At 49.5% G+C, this 22,216-nt stretch carries 3 protein-coding genes; all 3 read right to left on the bottom strand.

The window, feature by feature from the left end; translation table 11 throughout:
• Positions 1-6 precede the first annotated feature (6 nt).
• From GO493_RS09160 to GO493_RS09150, 3 genes are read right to left on the bottom strand one after another with little or no spacing between them, the layout of a single operon-like run.
• Positions 7-13,644: a non-ribosomal peptide synthetase gene (locus tag GO493_RS09160; RefSeq protein WP_157305845.1), complete on the bottom strand. Its 13,638-nt coding sequence runs from the start codon at positions 13,642-13,644 to the stop codon at positions 7-9.
• Between the two features lie 31 nt (positions 13,645-13,675).
• Complete coding sequence (locus GO493_RS09155) at positions 13,676-14,899, bottom strand: Fe(II)-2OG oxygenase family protein (RefSeq protein WP_157305844.1); 1,224 nt, start codon at positions 14,897-14,899, stop codon at positions 13,676-13,678.
• A gap of 26 nt (positions 14,900-14,925) precedes the next feature.
• Positions 14,926-22,206 carry a non-ribosomal peptide synthetase gene (locus GO493_RS09150; protein WP_157305843.1) on the bottom strand — a complete coding sequence of 2,427 codons (7,281 nt, stop codon included), beginning with the start codon at positions 22,204-22,206 and terminating at the stop codon, positions 14,926-14,928.
• Positions 22,207-22,216: the final 10 nt, after the last annotated feature.

Here is a 22,216-nt window from a genome sequence, read left to right as displayed (position 1 = left end):
GATCCGTTAAGCATTAAGTAATTCCGACAGGTACCGGCCTACACTATGGCCGCTTATCTTCAACATTGACCGGTGTGTACCCGGTACCGCATAGCTTATCACCTCACTGAAACAGGTACGCCAGCCAAAGTCCTCTTCAGACCGCGCCGCCGTAAGTGGTTCATCAGCTGCTTTGATAAGATGTAATACGGAAGTATTCCCTGCGGGTGTTAACACTACCGGCATAATGGCGTTTGCCACCTGCAACCGGAACAAACTGATCAACGGGTCTAACACTTCACGCTGCGCCGGAATATGCGCAGTAATAAAATCAATGAAATAGGCTTTCATGCTGTCTAATGTATTGAGGTCCTGCAACCCGGCTTCAAGCACCTTCAATTCTTCCTGCAACGAGGGGTCTCTGAATCTGTAATGGTTAAATATGTTCCCGGCAATATACAGGATTAAATCTATTTTACCTTTCAGGGTATCAATACTTTTTCTCACCGGCCTGGCTTCCACATCGAGTATCACTGTACATACCGGCCCTTCTCCCATCCTTTCCAGTTTACCTGCCACCTCACAGGCAATGAATCCGCCGAAAGAATGGCCAACAATCCTGTAAGGGCCTACAGGCTGTACCTCCTTCATCCACGCAATATATTGCAATGCCAGGGCATCTATGGTAGTGAACGGGGCTTCACCGGCATACACCCCCGGCATCTGGATACCATATACCTCGTATTCAATATCAATGTCCGCCGCCAGCTCATCATAACCATCTGCAATCCCTCCTTCCCCGGGGAATATAAACACCGGGTTCCCCGGCTTACCTGGCTTTAACAATAACAAGTGCTCATTTCCAGGTGCCGTCCTTTTCCCATCAGACAAACGGCGTTCCGCTATCAACGCCGCCTGTTCCCTGATGGTCTGATGGATATAGAGATCTTTCAGTGAAAGCGATTCCCCCCGCAACAGGTGTAACAACCTTACCAGCAGGAGAGAATTCCCCCCGGATGTAAAGAAATTAGCATCTGCCCCCGGCTTGCAGATGCCCAGCAGGTCCTGCCACAACACAGCTATCTCTTCTTCCAGTTGTCCCATAGGCACTGCCGTACTTTCCTGCTTATCTTCATTTATTTCAGCCAGTAACTTCCTGTCTGTCTTACCATTGGAAGTGAGAGGCAATACATCTAAAGGGATCAGCTGCGCAGGTAACATATAGACCGGCAACCGCTGTAACAGGCCTTCCCTGATGTCAGCGGCAGTTATATCGCCATTGCTTACATAATAGGCTACCAGGTAGGGACTACCACTTCTATCCTTCTTCACAATAACACAGGCGGCCGTAATAAAGTCTAATCCACTAAGTACATGTTCTATCTCTCCGGGTTCTATCCGGTATCCATTAATTTTAACCTGGTCATCTATACGTCCCAGGTATTCAATGTTACCATCCGGCAACCACCGCGCAAGATCTCCCGTCCGGTAAACACGGGCGCCCGGCAGGAATGGGTCCTCCAGGAATTTACTGCTGGTCAGTTCATCCATATTCAGATACCCTCTTGCCACCTGCACGCCTCCTATCAGTATCTCACCAGATACCCCAACAGGAACAGGTTCCACCTCACTGTTCACAATATAGATCCGCACATTGCCCAGGGGCCTGCCAATAGGTATATTGCCCGATGGTACCGCTTGTGAGGTATCCATACTGTATACACAACATCCTACAGCAGCTTCTGTAGGGCCATACTCATTGATCACTTCCAGGCCTCCCAGTTCCCTCAGCTGGCTTCCGTATAAAGCTTCTCCTCCCAACACCAGCCGGGACGTAGAAGATATGCCATTCTGCTTCCTTGCCACAGCCTGCAACAAAGGCAGATGCGCAGGGGTCAGTTTGATGAAATCATACCGGTTGGACAGGAAGATCTCTTCACTGAAAACATCTGTCGATGCAGGTGGAGCAAGCGCCACAGCCTTTCCCGCCAGCAAAGGAAGGAACAGGGCCGTCAGCGACGCATCAAAAGTATAGGCCAGATGCGCCAGGCTTCCCACGCTGTTGTCATTTTCAATATACAGGGACAAACAGTTCAACAGGTAATTCAACAGGCTGCGATGTTCCACCATCACACCCTTTGGCTTTCCGGAAGAACCGGATGTATAGATCACATAAGCCAGGTCTTCCGGGCCGGGACGGAACTGCAGGTCAGTTACCGGCGCATCAGCAGACCAGATCATCTTTTCAATGTTTAACACTGCCGCCTCCGGGGCCACTTGATGAATGCCTGCATAACTGTCACTATCAGTTATGATCATATCCGGAGCAGCATCTGCCAGTATATACGCTATTCTATCCTGCGGGTAGTCCGGCATAACAGGCACATATGCTGCGCCAGCCTTCAGAATACCGCAAAGGGCAATGATCATTTCTGGAGAACGTTTCATACAAACAGCCACAAACCTCCCTCCATATATCTTCCTGTCACGGAGATAATGAGCCAGGCGATTAACCCGCTCATTAAACGTACTGTAATCCATACTGCCACCACTATATAACAATGCTGCTCTTTCCGGTACAGCAGCAACCTGGCGCTCAAACTGTTCTACCCAGGTGCCGGAAGCCGTCCAGGAAACAGGAGATACAGGAAAATCCTCCAGCAACATCTTCCGTTCTGCAACAGACAACATCTCCAGCCGGCCAACTGCCACATGAGGATGCTCAGCAATAGCAACCAGCAGGTTGTTATAATGCACGATCAGCTTTTGTACAGTGGCGGCATTGTATAATGAAGTAGCATATTCAGCATGTATCCGTATACCATCATCTGTCTCCCTCAGGCTGAAAGTAAGCTCAAACTTCGCCGTAATATTCTCCTGTGCCATAGGAGTGATCGTCAAACCTGGCAGGGTTACCGCTTCTGCCTCCGGAGTGTTCTGCAACACAAACATCACCTGGAACAGGGGTGAATGGCTCATATCCCGTTCAACAGCCAGCAATTCCACTATTTTCTCGAAAGGAGTATCCTGGTGTTCAAATGCTTCCAGGCAGGTGCGTCTCATTTGTTGCAGCAGCTCATTAAATGGCAGACTATCCGGCACCTGGCTTCTCAGCGCAAGCGTATTGACAAAAAAGCCTATCAGCGACTCCACCGCTTTCTGTTCCCTGTTGGCAACAGGCGTTCCAACACAAATGTCTTCCTGCCCTGTATACCTGTGCAACAGAACTTTAAATGCTGCCAGCAATGTCATATACAACGTCACACCTTCCCTGGCCGATAACTGTCTCAGCAGATCTGCCACGGCCAACGGCACTAAACCCGTTTCAAAGCTGCCCGCCGCATCAGCTACCTGCACACGGGGGTGGTCTGTTGGCATAGCCAGCGTACTCACACCTTCCAGCTTATCTTTCCAGTAAACCAGCTTGTTCTCCAATACCTGCTCCTGCAAATAACTGCGCTGCCATAACGCATAATCTGCATACTGTACCGGCAGTATCGGCAATGTTGCCGTTTGCCCCTGCACAAAGGCCTTATAAAGCGATACCAGTTCGTTGATCAGTAACGATGCCGACCATCCATCAAAAGCAATATGATGCAGGCGTATCAACAATACATGTTCCTTGTCAGAAATGCAGAACAACGTTACATTCAACATCCAGTCGGCCTGCAGATCAAAAGGCCTGGCAGATAACCTGCTGATAGATTTGTTCAGCTGTTCTCCCTCAATATCCTGTAAAACAGACATCTGCCAGTCATCCGGCAACAATATATGCTGATACCCGCTACCTGCTGTTTCACGGATGACGGTCCTCAGTACTTCATGTCTTTCAAGTATTACCTTAAACGCCCTTTCCAGGGCCGGAATATCCAGCTGTCCTTCCAGCCGGAATATCCATGGCATATGATACTGCTGACTACCCTGCAAACGGTGAATGAACCACAGCCGTTCCTGGGCAAACGACAGTGGCAGCATAGAAGGCCGCCCTCCAGCCGTCAACGGATAACGCTGCAGATGTTCACTCCTGTGTTCCTGCAGATATCGGCTGATCCCCTCAACCGTAGGATGCGCAAAGAAACGGTTGATACTGATATCTGCCTTCAACTCTTCCCTGATAGCAGTAATGGTCCGCACTACAAGCAACGAGTGCCCGCCTGCCTCAAAAAAATTATCATTGACGCCTATGCCGGGATGTTTCAGGATACGTCTCCAGATGCCCAGCAACGAAGCTTCCAGCTCATTACGCGGAGCGGTAGTTACTACTCCCTCTGTCTGTTCAACAGGAGGTAATGCCCTGCGGTCAACTTTGCCATTTAATGTCAGCGGCATACTATCCAGGCTCACAATAAATGCCGGTATCATGAAATGCGGTAACCTGTTCTTTAATCGGGCAAGCAGTTGTTCCCTGTCAAACATATCGCCAGGCACTACATACGCTATCAGCTGGTTATTGCCATCAATATCTTTCCGGGCTATTACGGTACATTGCTCCACTCCTCCCTGTTGCAGCACTGCCTGCGCAATTTCTCCCGGCTCAACCCTGTAACCACGTACTTTCACCTGGTCGTCCGTACGGCCAATATATTCTATATTACCATCAGGCAGCCACCTCACCAGGTCTCCTGTCCGGTACATTCTCTGCCCGGGAAGAAAAGGATCTGCTATAAATTTCTCTGCTGACAAAACAGGATCATTGAGATATCCTCTTGCTACCTGCACCCCGCCAACATATAGCTCTCCTGCAACACCCTCCGGCACAGGTTCTCCTGATTTATTCAGAACATACAGCACCGTATTTGAAACAGGTTTTCCGATGGGCACTGTAACGTAACTCTGCTCAGCAGAACATCGATACTGTGCAACTGATACAGCCGCCTCTGTAGGCCCATATTTATTATAAAAATCACAGATCGCTGTCCATTGAGCAGCTAATCCCGGACTACATACATCACCGGCAGAGATCACCCTTTTCAGGGTGCTATAGCTGCCTGCCGGTAGTGTAGATAATAAACCCGGCGTAGCATGCAGGTGTGTAATTCCCTGCATGTTAATGAACTGTTCCAGCAACAAAGCATCCGGCAATATGCCGGAAGGCAGCAACACCAAAGTAGCTCCCGCCAGTAACGCCGTAAACACCTGTTCCACAGAAGGATCAAAACAGTAATTGGTAAGCTGTAATATCCTTTCATCCGCAGTAATGCCTAACGCCTGTTGCTGGTGCAACAGGAAGTTGACAATGCTGCCATGTTCTACCAGCACGCCTTTAGGACGTCCGGTAGAACCGGAGGTATAGATCACATATGCCAGGTCGGAACGCAAAACGCCGAAAAATATATTATGTCCTTCCGCAGGAATATCCTCCGGCACCATCACGGTAACATCCGGCGCAAGCTGCGTAATAAGGTCGCTGTATGAACTGTCTGCCAGTACAATAACAGCGCCGGTATCTTTGAGAATATAAGCCAGCCGTTCAGAAGGATATGAAGGGTCCATAGGAACATATGCCCCACCAGCTTTCAATACCCCCAGTATGCTGACTATCATTGAATGGCTTCTGTCCATACAAAGTGGGATAAGCTGCCCCCTTGTAACACTCTGCAACTGCAGGAAGCCTGCTAGTCTGTCTGCCTGCCTGCGTAGCTCCGCATAAGAGATTTGCTTCTCACCATCAACAAGAGCAACTGCATCAGGGCTTTTCTCCGCCTGCCGGTCAAACAGACTGACTATAGTTTCCTCTCCAACAGGCAGATACGTCCCTTTTCCATAACGGTGAAATACATTCTCCCTTTCTTCTTCGGCCATAATACTCCCGGGAGACATAACGGAGGTATCGTCATGCAGGTAGCGTTGCAACACAGCATCAAAGAGAAAATGCAATTCCCTTAACTCCTTTCCTGACCGGAGCGCCTTACGCAAAGTATAACTAATGGTCAGCCCCCGTGCAGATATATTGGGAGAACAATTGAAATACGTATTTGTCAGAAAATGCCCGGCATATTCATCACCGGCATATTCTTCCCCAGGCATTACATCAGTGCCCTGCCCTGCCTCCAGGCTGTTCAGGATGTGAAAATTGGTAAAGTTAAACAGCGTATCAAAGAACGGATTTCCATTGGCAGCCACCTCTCCCGTCATACGGGTAATGTCTGCCAGGGTAGTCCTGTCCCTTTGCTTCATCTCCTTCAGCTCGCCCTCCAGTATGTCAAAGTATGCCTTCCATGTCAGCGGCCCTCTTTCGGCTGTATACCTGAACGGCAGGGTATTTAAAAAACAACCCAGCAACTTGTCTCCATCCTCCGTCATTGGTCTCGTATTACTCACCAGCCCTACCGTCAGCTCATTCTCCGCTGTCAGCATTTTCAACATGTACAGGTAAGCGCCAAAGAGAACTGTTTTGACAGACAACCCATCGGCGGCCGTTTTCTTCTCAAGCTGCTGCAGAAAGCCGGTACTGTAACGATGAGTATACAGGCAGGGCTGCTCCAGATCTGTAAAAATATCCAGCCGTACATACCCCTCCAGCTTTTCCTGCCAGAAAACCTCATTAACGGCCTTTTTCTTTTCCGCCAGGCTCTCTGTAATAAAATCCCTGATCGTGCACTTTAGAGGCGCTAAAGCGCCTTTACCGGGATGCCGGCGCAGGTCAAGGTAAAGATTGTTCAGCTCCGTTGTAAAAGATGCCACACTCCACCCGTCAAAAACAGCATGATGGAATTCAAACAACAGCAGGGAAGTGTCATGAAACCGGCAGAAAGTTATCCGCCACGCCGGCGCTTTTGCCGGCTCAAAGGGCATGGAACGCTTATCTGCCAGGTATTGCTGTATACCCCGTTCGTCCTGCAGGTCTGCATATGTCAGCGGCAAACGTATTTTTTTCAGCACAATCTGCACACCCTCAGCCACCAGCGTAGTATCCAGCAAGGTGCGCAGCATGGCATGCTTTTCTATCATCAGCTCCAGCGCACTTTCCAGTAAAACGCTGTCCAGCAGGATACCCGGCCCGTATACCACCTGGTCATGATAAATGGCCAGCTCCGGGTGAATATTGGACGTATAGATCATCCCCTGCTGTATATCGCTCATCGGGTATACATCCTCTACATTTGAGGTATCCTCCAGTTTTGACAACACATCCTGCTTCAGCGCCATGATCTCCCGCTCCACCTCCGGCAGATAACTGTCTTCCTGCCTGGCTTTTGCCATGCTATTATCTATAAGCAACGCCAGCTCAGCCAGATTGGCGGTCTGGTATACATCAAAGATCTGCAGCTCACAGGCAAACTGCTTGCGCAACTTACTTAACAGGCTGATGATCCTGATAGAATCACCACCCAGCCGGAAGAAATTATCATTCAGCCCCACCTGCTCCACTTCCAGCAGGTCCTTCCATATACGGGCTACATGCTTCTCAGTATCTGACAGCGGCACCTCAAACTGATCCGCAGATGGAACTTCCGGGTCCGGCAATGCTTTCTTGTTAACTTTCCCATTAACGGTAAGCGGTATATGGTCCAGCGTTATGATCGCTGCCGGCACCATATATTCAGGCAGCTGCCGTTGTAACCGGGCCATGATACTTTCAACAGAATGCCCTTCCCCGGCAACTATGTAAGCTACCAGCTTTTTATTGCTGCCCTCATAGTCCCGTACTATTACCACCGCTTGTTTTACCATAGCATCACCCAGCAAGACCGCTGCTATCTCCCCAGGCTCAATACGGAAGCCCCGTATTTTCACCTGCTCATCCATCCTTCCCAGGTACATTACATTACCATCAGGAAGCCAGGTGGCACGGTCCCCTGTTCTGTATAATCTTGCCCCCTCTTTCTCTGAGAAAGGGTCTGCAATAAATTTCTCTTCTGTTAATGCAGGCTGGTTCAGGTAACCGGCACTGACGCCGTCACCTCCTGTATAAAGCTCACCAATAGTTCCCGGCGAACATACCCTTCCCCACGCATTCAGCACATAAGCCGTCCTGTTATTAAGCGGGCGGCCTATCGGAATATGATTATCCAACGCCTGCTTATCCAACAGGCACGTTAATGAGAAAGTAGTATTCTCGGTAGGCCCATATCCATTAACTATCTTAAGATGAGGATATGCATTGCTTAATTTCCGCACATGCGGTTCAGATAGTTTCTCTCCACCCGCCAATACAGTATCTAAACCGCTGAATATATCAATATCCAGGTCTATCAGCTGGTTAAACCAGCTGGAAGTAAACCACATGATATTAACCTTCTGATGGCGCATCTCTTCCTTTAACAGCCCTGCATCCATCAGCTGTTGCGGCTTACAGCATACCAATCGCCCGCCGTTAAGCAACATACCCCAGTATTCAAACGTAGTAGCATCAAAACCGGGTGCACCGGTAGATAGCAATACACTTTTAGGGGATAGCTGCACATAGTCCACTCCCTTCACCAGGCTCACCACATTACGATGTGTGATCATTACCCCCTTGGGCTGCCCTGTCGAACCGGAAGTATACATCATATAAGCCAGGCTGTCTCCATCTTGCGCCAGTTCAGGAAGGGATTCCTGCATAACAGGATATTGTATCTCCGACAGGTCAATCAGTTCAACTGCGCTTCTTTCCGGGAGTATATCATCTGCGGCGCCACTAAATATCATGTACACAGCACCTGTATCGGCAAGCATGTACCTGATACGCTCCGCCGGGAAGGCAGGGTCCAGCGGTACATAATACCCGCCCGCCTTCAGTATGCCCAACAGGGCCACTATCATGTCTATCCCTTTTTCCATATATACAGGCACAGGCATTCCCTTTTTCACTCCACGGGCCACCAGGTAACAAGCCAGCTGCCCGGTCCTTTTATCAAGCTCACCATAGGTTATTTCTTCACTTCCGGCACTCACCGCCACAGCCGCCGGCGTAGTCTTTGCCTGCATCTCAAATACCCTGTGTACCGGCATATCAGCCGGATACACGGAAGCCCGGTCATTAAACCTGCGCACCAACCGGTATTGTTCATCCTGGTCCAGCATATCCAGGCTACCCACCGGGGCAATGGGGTCCTGTACAACGGCTTCGAGTAAACGGAAGTAATGTCTGGCCATCCTTCTGACCGTATCTTCCTTATAAAGCGAACTATTACAGATCAGATCAAGGTATAACCCATCCGCTGTTTCCGTCATATGAAAGCTCACATCAAACGGAGCAGCTGCCTGTCCCGCCGGTTCAACACTGATATCAACACCTTCCAGCCGGAGCATTTCAGCCGCCGGGGCATTATGCAGCACAAACACAGCCCGGAAAAGCTCATTATTCTCTCCGGTTATTTTTTCAAGAGGCACGTCCTGGTGTTCATAAGCAGCCAGCGCATTTTCCTTCACCTGCCTGAGTATGCTTATAAAACCTTCACGCCCCTCTATACGGCTCCTGAGCGGCAGAACATTCACAAAAAATCCTATCAGCGATTCCAGCGCCTGCTCTGAACGGCCGGCAGAAGAAATACCCACGGTAATATCCTCCTGGTCAGTATACCTGTACAACAGTACCTGGCAGGCACTCAGCAATACCATGAACAACGTAGCGCCCTCCTGGACAGCCAACTGGTTCAAGGCACCCTTCAGCATAGCGTCTCCCATTACCCGGCAGGTATATGCCTGCATACCGCCGGAAGTCTTACGCTCCTTGTCCGTCAGCAATGCTAATGGCTCAGCTCCATCCAGCTGATACCGCCAGTAGTCCAGCTTCCTTTCAAGCACAGCTGCCGATAAATATTTCCGTTGCCATAACGCATAGTCAGCATATTGAACAGGCAACAAGGACAGGTCAACCTTGCTACCACCTCTCCTTCCATTGTAAAAGGCCATAAGCTCCTGCGCAAGAATAGCAACAGACCACTCATCAAATGCAATATGATGCGCCAGGCAAACCAACCGGTATCCGCCTTCACTTAACTGTATTAACAGCACCTTCAGCATTATATCATCAGAAAGATCAAAAGGCGTAGACAAAAAACTGTCAATATATGCCTTTACAGAACCTGCCTTCCGGAGTATGTCCGCCTCCGTGAAATATTGTACCCTCCAGCTATCCACTGGCTGCACTAACTGATAGGCCACACCCTCATTCTCCCTGATCACCGTTCTCAACACCTCATGCCGCTGCACCACCTCCCTGAATGAGGTTTCCAGCAGCTCCACATCCAGTCCCCCTTCTATTCTGAATATCCAGCGTAGATGATACTGTGTAGTTCCATATAGTTTATCTGTGAACCACAACCGTTGTTGCGTAAAAGACAACGGAATATGTGCAGGCCTGGATTGCACGGTCAACGCAGGTACAGTGATGGCGCTGTCATCATCATCCAGCCTTACAGACAGCTCTCCTATAGTAGGGTGAGCAAACAGTTCATATATAGGCAACTCCCTGTTAAACCTGTTCCTGATAGCTGCTATAACCCTGGCAGCAAGTAACGAATGCCCTCCCAGTTCAAAAAAGTTATCCGTAATCCCTACCCGCTCAAGCTGCAGCAGTTCCTTCCATATCTCCGCCAGTACTATCTGTGTACCGGTAACCGGGGCAACATAGGTCTTGTCTGCAGGCCTTTCTTCCAATGGAACAGGCAACGCTTTCCTGTCTATCTTTCCATTTGAAGTAAGAGGCATCTGCTCAAGCACAACCAGCTGTGCCGGCACCATATATGCGGGCAGGTGGCTCCTCATCCAGTCCATGACAGTGCTACGGCCGGCTGGTGTTTTCAATACCACATAAGCCCTGAGTGTTGGATTGCCTAATCTGTCAGTCCCGGGCGCCACAACGCTCTGAGCTACCGGGGCACAGCGGTCCAGTACTTTCTCTATCTCACCCGGCTCAATCCGGTACCCTCTTATTTTAACCTGCTCATCCTTCCTTCCCTGGAATTCTATCCGCCCATCTTCCATCCAGCGTGCCAGGTCACCGGTGCAGTACATACGGGCATCCGGCAAAGTACTGAAAGGATCAGGCACAAAACGCTCCGCTGTCAGCTCCGGCTGATGCAGATACCCGCGCGATAGCTGTACCCCGCCAATATATATCTGGCCGGTCACACCAACAGGCGCCAGCTGCTGCCACGCATCAAGAATATAAACAGTATTACCCGAAAGGGGACTACCAATAACAGCTGCGGACAGAGGATCTTCCACACGATGAAAGGTAACAGCCACCGTTGTTTCACTGGGGCCATAGGTATTAACAACAGGTACCATTCCTGCCAGCCGGTCAATATAGGACGGCTGCAACACATCCCCTCCACTTATAAGATAACGTAAACGCCCCGTATGACTTAAAGAACGGTTCAGCCAGTCTATCACCATCGGGGTAGTGCTCACTACTGTTACCAGGCCATTCTCAATATATGATGTAAGTGTATCAATATCTTTTCCCCCCTCTTTAACAATCACCACTCCTGCCCCGTTCAACAGCGCAGGAAATATTTCCTCTACCAGCGTATCAAAAGAAACAGACGATTGCATCATCACCTTGTCTGTACTACCAATATCAAAGTACCGGCTGAATGCAAGACAATAATTACGCAATGCCCCATGCTCAATCATAACGCCCTTCGGCACCCCGGTCGATCCTGAAGTAAATATCACATACGCCAGCGCTGAAAGATCAGGCACGCTCTCCGTCAACAGCAACAGTGGCATTGCCGCCAGCTCACTGTTATTGTCCAGCAAAATCACTTCGTCCTGTTGCGGCAATGCACCCCGGTAAGAAGAAGTACTTAACACAAGGGCTACATTTGCTGCTTCCAGCATAAGAGCCAGCCTTTCTGCCGGATAAGCCGGGTCCAGCGGCAGATACGCTCCTCCAGCCTTCAGTATGCCCAATAAGGCAATCACCAGGTCTGTTGACCGGTCAATGCACACAGCCACCAGCCTCCCCTCCTGAATGCCCCTCTTCCGGAGATAGTTAGCAAGCCTGTTACTCTCCTCATCCAGCTGCTTATAACTAAATTCCTGCCCCCCATAAAAAACAGCTGTATTATCAGGCGTCTTGCCGGCCTGTATAGCAAACAGCTCCGACAACAGCGGCCCGGCCGGATATACCGGCAAAGCAGTATTAAATGTTTTCAGTAACAGCGTCTTTACATCCGCCGGCATTATCTCCAGCTGTGCAACCCTCTTATGCGGGTCCTTCACAATACTGCGCAACAGCTGCTCATAATGGGCAGCCATCCGCCTGATCGTCGTTTCCCGGTAAAGATCAGTTGCATATTCTATAGTTACTTCCAGTCCCTCCGTTCCCTGTCCTATCGTCAACGTCAGGTCAAACTTCGAAGTGGTCCTGGTATGCGTTTCCTGCAATAGCTGCAATCCATGCAGGGCATTGGTCATATCAGCAGGACGCACAGTATTCTGGAAAACAAACATGACGTTAAAGAGATTCCTCATACTATGCCCGCCTTCTCTGGCCACAGCATCCACCACCTTTTCATAAGGTACTTCCTGGTTTTCGAATGCCTCCAGGGAAGTACTTTTCACACGGTCCAGTAATTCAATGAAAGCAGGATTCCCTTCCAGCGATGTACGCAATACCAGCGTGTTGATAAAACAGCCTACCAGACTTTCCAGCTCCTTCTGCCCACGTCCTGCCACCGGCGTTCCGAGAATAACATCTTCCTGCCCGCTGAAACGGCTCAGCAAAACACTGAAGGCGGCCAGTGTTGTCATATATAAGGTAACGCCCCGCGCAAGCGACAATCTCTCCAGCTCTTCACTCAACTCCGCCCCCAGCGCAAAATACAATACGTTGCCATCCATACTCCTTATAGGCTTCCTTGTAAGGTCAGCCGGTAACACCAGCGGAGAAAGGCCCTGCAGTTTCTCCTTCCAGTAAGCCAGCTTACCCGCCAGCAAACGCTCCTGCTCCGCGCTACGCTGCCATATGGCATAATCTGCATACTGGAACGGCAGTAATGGCACGGGCATAGCTGCTTTTGCGGCAGCCGCATTATAATACGCCACCAGCTCTTTTATCATCACAGCCATAGACCAGCCATCAGAGGCCACATGATGCATCACCACCTGCAACAGGTACTCTTCTGGTTGCAGGATAAACAAACGGGCGCGTAGCATATAGTCTTTGGCCAGGTTGAACGGTACAGCATTCCAGCTGTCAACAGCTTCCTTCAAATAACTTTCATCATGCAATAAACCATCTCCTTCCAGCACCTCCATCTGCCAGTCTTTTATATCAAGAACTTCCTGGCATAACACTCCCTGCTCATCCCTGATAACGGTCCTCAGCACTTCATGCCGGGTTACTATCCGGCGTATGGCCGTCGTCAGAGCAGGTATATCCAATGCCCCCTTCAAACGCAGTACTACAGGAATATGATAATGTACACTACCTTCCATCTGGTCTACTACCCACAGCCTTTCCTGGCTGAAAGAAAGGGGAATATGTGTCAACTCCCTGCGGTCATAAGCACGCACAGTATCTGCAGAAGTATGCAGCCTGCGCCGGGTAAAATATTCCAGCAGATGAGGCTTGTTCGCTTTCAGCCTTCCCAGGAAAGCAGCATCTGCTTTCACCTCTTTTGGAATACGCACTACCAGCTCCTCATCTGCACACGATATCTTGATGCCAAGTCCTTCAGCCTCATCCAGGAGCCCGATCACTTCTGCCAGGTTTAAATCCGTCATACCAGGTTTAATTGAATGTCTATACTATAATTTACACGATACGTGTTCCGGAAATAGGCGTGTAATTAAACGCCAGTGCTGCCAGCTCATTGAGATGACCATCCAGCTTCCTTGTCTCATCCGGTTCAAATACATACTTCGAAAATTCCATTGTCAGCGTCCCTTCCGGAGTCATCCACCCGGCATTGACCAGGTCATGAATAGCAGTTCCATCGGTATTATGCTCATGACCATCCTTGCGTCTTTCCCAGAGATCTTTCTTGAAATAACCACGCAGGAACCAGCGGTCTTCGCCATTGAATGTAGGTTTATAACCGGTACGGGTATGACAGGTGTTATAGTTATGCAGGATCAGGGCATCTCCGGAAGTAATGATGGTGCCCGCAGTCTTCGCCTCCACAAAGTCTTCCAGGGCTGAAAGCCATTGCACGGCCTCTTCACTGATACAATCTGTTCCATTGAAATTGATATTGAGCCTCACCGTATCTCCTTCCTTTTCCAGCGGCGGCGCAAATGAATACCTGGCCGTTCCCATAGGAATACCGGCATTTTCCATCTGCAGGTACAGGTCCGGAGCTTTCAGACGGAACCAGTCCTTTATCTTCCCGGCCTCCTCCAGCCAGGAAGTGCCTTCAAACATTTCGACAGAGAACACCAGTGTATATGCTCCCGGCGCTTCGCGTACTCCCAGTAATATCAGGTAGTCAGGTCGCTTTCTATGCCACGCGCTTTCACAGTGAAATGGAAAATTATTATCATAGCCTCCGGCCCCTCTTTGAGACTTCAGGGCCTGTACAGGAACAATATTATCTATCAGCGGCGCTTTACCCCTTCCTTCCTGCCGGAAGTTAAACGGCTCTGCACCGGTCAGAACACCCAGCGCCACAAGCATAGCTTCCGATATAAAGGTCTTCTTATAGGCAACGGGCAGCGAGCCCCCCACCGGCGGAGTCTCTGGCAAGTCCTCATCTACAGGCAATCCCTTAACCAATACCGCCCCAAAACCATGCTCCAGCTCCCGCCGTATAAAAGCGGCAGAGGAGGCTGAAAAAGCACGTGCAATACCGGCAGCATGCCGGATAAACAGTTCCTGCTCTTTTGTATTGTATGGATTTGCCGGCACAGACAAAGCCATTTCAGCAAGTAATTGAGATTCCTCTGCGTTTAATGTAAGCACCGCCTTTTCAGGGAAAGGGGCTATCTGTGACCGGGAATAATTATAAGGTCTGGCACTGCGGTAGTCAATCCAGTTCATAGTTAACAATTTATGGGTGATATAGCTTATAACCTGATGGTTTCATAGTCTTCCTCTCTGACAAGGTCTTCCTGCTGCTGACCAAGATACCTGGCCAGTTCTTCAATGGTAGTGAGGTCAAACAATTTACTGATGGTCACCTCCAGCTTTAACTCCTGCCGGATAACAGAAATAAGGCGGATAGCCAGCAGCGAATCGCCGCCAAGCGAGAAGAAAGTGTCCTTCACACCTACCTGCTCCACTTCCAGCAGGTCCTTCCATATACGTACCAGGACAGCTTCCAGCTCATTACGCGGCCCGACAGTTGCCTGCTCTGCCGTCAGTTGCAGCAACGCTTTCCTGTCCACTTTGCCGTGTGAGCTCAGCGGGAACGATACAGGCTGGAAGAATTGATTGGGCTGCATATATTCAGGCAGCTTCCGCTGCAACTTCAACTGCACCTCCTCCATCAGACCGGGTTTGTCCCCCAGTATAAAAGCACAGATACGTTTATGCGTGTCCGGTTCATTGCCTGCAATCAGTATCCTGGCATCCTGCACACCCGGTACTTCCCTGATAGCCGCTTCTATTTCAGCAGGCTCTATCCTGTACCCTCTTATCTTCACCTGCTCATCTGCCCTGCCCAGGTACTCAATATTACCATCAGGCAGCCAGCGGACAAGATCACCTGTACGGTATATCCGGCCACTATCAAAAGGATTTTGCAGGAATCTGGTAGCAGTCAGCTCCGGCTGATGCAGATATCCCCTGGCAACCTGTACGCCTCCTATATACAACTCTCCCGTTGCACCAACAGGCACAGGCTCTCCGGCAGCATCCAGGATATAAAGTTTAACATTGTCCAAAGGCTTCCCTATAGGAACAGCTCCCGCTATTGAAGCAGCGCCGCCCCCCAGCACCAGGGAATAGACAGAACAACCCACAGTAGCTTCCGTAGGACCATACTCGTTTACGATCTCTACAACCTCTTCCTGGTCAGCCAGGAAACCCAGTTGCTCTCCCGTTAACGCCTCTCCGCCGGAAATGATCCTGCGCGTAAACGGATATCCTTCCACCTGCTGTTGTCCGGCCAGCAATGGCAGATGCGCAGGTGTCAGCTTAATAAAATCATAGGGAGCATTGCTGCTGAGTAATTCTTCTTCAAACACAGATACCCCTGTGGCCGATGGAAGCACTACCGGCGTACCACTGATAAGAGGAACAAACATCGCCGTTATAGCAGCATCAAAAGTATATGACAAATGCAGGTAACTACCGGCAGCATTATCCGTGCCTGTATATCGCTTCTTACTGTTCAACAGGTAATTGGTCAGACTCCCATGCTCCACCATTACTCCCTTCGGCGTCCCCGTAGAACCTGAGGTGTAGATCACATAGGCAAGATCCTGCAAACCGGCAACAGGAACAGGATTGACGGTATTACCGTCACCAATCACCTCCCTTACTCTCACCAGGGTTACTCCACTATCTGACAATACCTGCAGTTCACTATCCTGCGCAGCTGTCAGCACAACAGCAGCATGGGTATCTTTCAATATATACGCTATCCTGTCTGCAGGATATCCAGGATCTACCGGCACATAAGCAGCTCCGGCTTTCAGCACACCTAATATTCCCACCAGCATTTCAGCACAAGGATACATACATACCGGTACCAGCCACTCTTTGCTTACTCCTTTTTCCCGGAGATAATGCGCCAGCCTGTTAGCCTGTTCATTCAATGTATAGAAGTCCAGCTGGTAACCAGCTCCTGTAATTGCCGGCTTATCGGGTGTAAGCGCTGCCTGGGCTTCAAACAGACCTGCCACAGTACTGCTACTCTCTGCATAGGCCACAGCGGTATTATTCCAGCCATATAATATCTGGTGCCTTTCTTCTTCATTCAACAGCTGCAGCTCACTTACTGATAACTGACCATTTTGTATGATCCGGAAAAGTACTTCCCCGAAATGTCTTTTTATTTGCTGTACATAATAAGCATCCAGCAGCAGCGTATTGTAGAAGAAGTGAACATTGATCTCCTCAAACGCACCTACCGTAATGTAGAAAGGATAATTTGCCTGCTCCTGTACATCCAGGTCCTCCACTTTCAGCTGCCAGTCTTTCCCGCTGACAATAGCAGATATAGGAAAATTCTGGAACACCATAATACTGTCAAACAGGTCTCCCTGTACGCCAGACAGGCGCTGTATCTCCGTGAGCGGGGTATGCTGATGCTCACGGGATGCTACCTGGTCTTTCAACGTACGCTGCAGCCAGTCATCTATCTTCTCTTCTTTTCGCATGGAGGAATGCAACGGCAATGTATTGATATACATCCCCACCCTGTGCTCAATACCTGGCAGATCTTCCGGTCTGCCTGATACAACAGTCCCAAATACAATATGCTGTTTACCGGTATACTTATGCAACAGGAAGGCCCATACTGTCTGCATCAGCGTGTTCACCGTAATACGCCTGCTTTTCGCAAAATCGCTGACCTGCTGTGTAGCAGCTCTATCCAGGTGCAACACCTCTTCTCTATACCTGCCAATACCTTTGGTCCTCTTCACAGAAGAAGATATAAATGGCATAAGTGTACCTTCCTCCACCTCCTGGAGATAAGTACGCCAGTATTCCTCATCATTCTCAATATCCCTTTTCTCCACGTAACGTATATAATCCTCATAACGGTCCTCCGGCAACGGCTCCAAAGCAGCTCCGGTCACCTTTGCATCATATATGGTAAGGAATTCTTCCATCAGTATCGGCAAAGACCATCCATCATGTAGTATATGATGGGATGTCCATAACATACGGTACCGGTTATCCGCAAGTTGCAGCAATATCACCCTCATCAGCGGGGCCTTTGTAAAATCAAAGCCCGTTCTCCTGTCCTGCTCTTCATAACTGCGGATGGCGGCCTGCTGTTCATTTCCTGCCAGGTGCCGGAAGTCCGTTATCTGCAGGGGGATCTCTACTTTCTTATAAACACATTGCACCGGCACTTTAAATGTGTCCGGATGAATACTGCTTCGCAGAATACTATGCCGCTCCAGTATATATTCCCAGCTCTCACGGAAAGCAGCAAGATCTACATCTGTCAGATCAGCTTTCAGCTGGTTCCTATAGGTAAGCGCATCTTCATCATATAAGCTGTGGAACAACATACCGGCCTGCAGTCCACTCAGGCGGTAACAGTCTGAGATCAGCTGCTGCCTTGTTTTACCTTCCTCCAATGGCTCCCGCAGGAATTTCTCCAGCTCCTGGTAGCCTACTTCATTGGAAAGGCCGAAATCCGAAGGAGTGTTCTCAGAAATTCCCTTTCCATGCAGATCACAACAGTGGTCAATGATAAAGTCCAGGTTGCGGATAAAGCTTTCAGATAACTGGCGGATAGTAGCGGCAGTATATACGCCACTGTTATACTCCCATCTGAAAACAAGCTCATTACCTGCTATCTCATACCCAAGACGTATCTTTTCCTTTGTATCTGCCGGCATGGTTCCGGATAACTTACTATCCGTGAAGAGAATGTCCCAGCAATCTCCTTGCAGGCTCTCTTCGCCAACAATATATTTTAACACACCATATCCCAAACCCTCATCCGGTACTTTGCGTAATTGCTCCTTGATGCTTTTGATAAGCCTTGCAGGATGCATTTCATTATCCAGGCACAATAACACGGGGTAACGTATCCCACCCTTTCCATCTTCTTTATGAATGCCTGTTACAACCTGCTCTTTCCCCGACCATGCACACAGCGTTTTGGCAAGTGCAGCCAGCAGCAGGTCTTCCGTTGTAGTATGATATACGTCATGCACATTATGCAGCAAAGCCTCTGTCTGTGCATTATGCTCACGGGCTATAAATTGCTGCATACTGCTTACTGCTACGGTAGGGATATCATCTGCCGGAAGGGGACTGTACGCACCAACAACCCTATTCCAGAACTCCTTCTGCAACAGCAATCCTTTCGATGCAGCATATTTTTTTAATTCTTCCTGTTGATGATGCCATGAAGGCAAACCGCTCACCGCCTTCATCCGTTCCTGCACTACAGCAGCAATACGGGCAATTGTCTGATACGTGAACAGATCGCCTACCTGGATGTCATATCCCAGCTTACGGCATCTGCTCACCACCTGGATAGTTATGATCGAATCTCCTCCCAACTCAAAAAAGTTATCAAGGATACCTACCTGCGGCACGCCCAGCACATCCTGCCAGATGGCACACATATGTTGCTCTGTTTCATTGCCGGGAGCTTCATAATGACCACTTACCAACACCTGGCTGTCCAACGCTGCCAGTGCCTTCTTATCCGTTTTCCCGTTGATGTTCAGCGGTATCTTTTCAATGTCTACAATATGCGCAGGTATCATATAAGCAGGAAGCTGCCGTTGCAGGTATGCCAGTATCGCCTCCTTATCAGGTATCTCTGCGGTCACCACATACCCTGTCAGCCGCATATTCCCCTGCTCATCGGCAGACGCTACCACGGCACACTGCTCCACGCCCGGGGCCTGGCCCAGCACATGCTCTATTTCCCCTGGCTCTACCCGGTATCCCCGTAGTTTTATTTGTTCATCAGCGCGACCAATATACTCAAGGTTGCCGTCAGGCAACCAGCGTACAATATCTCCTGTACGGTACATCCGGCCCCCCGTTTGAAAAGGATCTGCCAGGAACCTTTCGGCAGTCAGCTTTTCATTGTTAAGATAACCTCTGGCCACCTGTGCTCCGCCAATATATAATTCACCGGCTACACCAACACCGGCAGGCTGCCCCTTCTCATCAAGCACGTACAGCTGCGTTCCCGATACCGCACTGCCAATAGGAACAGTAGCAGTATACCTGAGCAGGTCATCTTCTTTACAGAGGTATTGCGACACAGAAACGGCCGCTTCCGTAGGCCCGTATTTGTTATAAAACCGGCAGATGCCCTTCCATTGCTCCACCAGCTCCTTCCGGCACAACTCTCCCCCTGCAATCACCCTCCTGAGCCCATTGTATTTACCTGGCTTTATAGTTCGCAGTATGCCAGGTGTAGCATGCAGATGAGTGATCCGCTGCCGGTACAGGAAGTCCTCCAGCAGGTCAGGGTCCAGCAGTATATGCTGAGGTAATAATACAAGCGTGGCCCCGCTTAAAAGCGCTGTAAATATCTGTTCAGTGGCCGGGTCAAAACAATAGTTCGTAAGCTGGAGTATCCGATCATCAGGTGTAATGCCAAACGCCTGCTGCTGATGCCTGATAAAGCTGACAATATTGCGGTGTTCTACCATTACCCCTTTGGGCTTCCCGGTCGATCCTGATGTATATATTACATACGCAAGCTGCTCTGGCAACACCTCCCTTTCCTCATATTGCCCGGCAGCCGGGCTGTCCGGATCTGTTATCTCCACACCAGGGGCTGCACTTTGAAAGGCAGCCTGATATGTATTTTCCACCACCGCTACCTTTGCTGCCGTATCAGCAACTATGAACGCTGTACGGTCTGCCGGGTAAGCAGGATCAAGAGGCACATAAGCCCCGCCTGCTTTCAAAACTCCCAATATAGCTACCACCATATAAGGCGTCCGGCCGGTACAAACCGGTACAATTACGTCCGGCCCCACACCTTTGCTTTTCAGTACAGTTGCCAGGCGTTCAGCTTTTTCATTGAGTTGCCTGTATGTTATCTGCTCATCTCCCGCAACAATGGCAACGGCCTCCGGCGTGCTCTTCACTCTTTCAGCAAACAGACCGGCAAGCGTATACCCCTCCTCATCGCTTACGTTATTCGCAAAATTGAACGCTGCTGCCGGTATACGTACATCTGTTACCAGCAACTCGTCAGAGGCCAGCAACTGCAGCATTACCTTTTCGAAGTGCAGCTTGATCTGCTCTACATACAAAGGGTCCAGCAATTCATCCTTAAAAATGAGCCTCAGCGTAATGGCTTTGTCCAACACAAAACGCAGCAGCAACGGGTAGTTGGACGTTTGTTCCAATCCCTCTATATTCTCCACCTTCAGTTGCCACTCTCTTTCAGATACTATTTTTGCTACAGGAAAATTCTGGAATACAATGATGCTGTCAAACAGGTCTCCCTGAACGGCAGACCATCGCTGAATATCATTCAACGGAGTATATTGAAACCTGCGTGACATCATTTGCTGCTGCTGCAATTCCTGCAACCACTCTGTTACCTGGCCGCCGGCAGGATATACAGACCTCAGCGGTAAAGTATTGATGTACATTCCTACCCTCCGCTCTACCTCCGGCAGGTCTTCCGGCCTTCCGGACACTACTACGCCAAATGCTATATCAGGCTTTCCCGTGTATATATGCAGGAGTAACGACCACACACCCTGCATAAAAGTGTTTACAGTAATACGATGACGCTTTGCATAATTCTCTATCCGCGAAGTAAGCAGCTCGTCTATCATCAACACATCCTGCCTGAATGCCGCCACTCCTTTATTTCTCAGCGCTGAAGCAGGTATGAATGGCAGCCATGCCGGCTGGTCCATCCCCTCCAGGTATTTCCTCCAGTATGCTTCTTCCTGCTTTTTATCACGCTTGTCCACATAGCGGATATAATCTTCATAGCAATCTTCCGCTATCGTTGCAGGTACCGTACCCTTCACAAAAGCATCATACGCGGTAAGGAATTCTTCCATTAATACCGGCATAGACCAGCCATCAAAAAGTATATGATGGGAAGTCCACAACATCCGGTAATGTGTATCAGTAAGCCTGAGCAGGGTCACCCGCATAAGCGGGGCTTTGGTAAAGTCAAAGCCCTTCCGGTAGTCGTCCTCTTCATAGGCCTGCACGGCATCCTGCTGCTCTCTCTCCTGCAGCTCCCTGTAGTCAATGATCTCCACCGGCATTTCTACTTCCTGGTGCACACATTGCACAGGTATGCGGAAAGAATCATAATGAATACTGCTGCGAAGAATACTATGCCTGCCCAGCAACAACTGCCAGCTTTTACGGAAAGCGGCAATATCTACTCCATAAAGATCACATTTCAGCTGGTTACGGTAAGCACCCGTTTCCTTTTCATAAAGATTATGAAACAGCATACCTGCCTGCAAGGCGCTCAGCCGGTAAATAGCCTCCACATTCTCCGACCGCTTACCGGCATTGGAAAGATATTCTATCAGCAGTTCTTTATTATTACGGATATAGTCAGTTACTTCTTTATTATTTTTTACAGCATTGATGTCTTCATCCGTCAGCCTGTTCTTATCTGCCTTCAGGATAAGTTTGCTACCATCTGCAATCAAAGAAAAATTATGCTTTGCAAGTTTTTTCAGAAACTCTTTGATCTCCATACTGGACTTT

The organism is Chitinophaga tropicalis (genome assembly GCF_009758205.1).
Taxonomy (GTDB): Bacteria; Bacteroidota; Bacteroidia; order Chitinophagales; family Chitinophagaceae; genus Chitinophaga; species Chitinophaga tropicalis.
Note: the sequence above shows the minus strand (reverse complement) of the source record. Positions and strands in the feature narration are given on the sequence as shown.

Excerpts from the sequence above, each read along its gene's own strand:
- GO493_RS09160 (WP_157305845.1), bottom strand. The coding sequence starts at position 13,644 with ATGACGGATTTAAACCTGGCAGAAGTGATCGGGCTCCTGGATGAGGCT.
- GO493_RS09150 (WP_157305843.1), bottom strand. The coding sequence starts at position 22,206 with ATGGAGATCAAAGAGTTTCTGAAAAAACTTGCAAAGCATAATTTTTCT.
- GO493_RS09155 (WP_157305844.1), bottom strand. The coding sequence starts at position 14,899 with ATGAACTGGATTGACTACCGCAGTGCCAGACCTTATAATTATTCCCGG.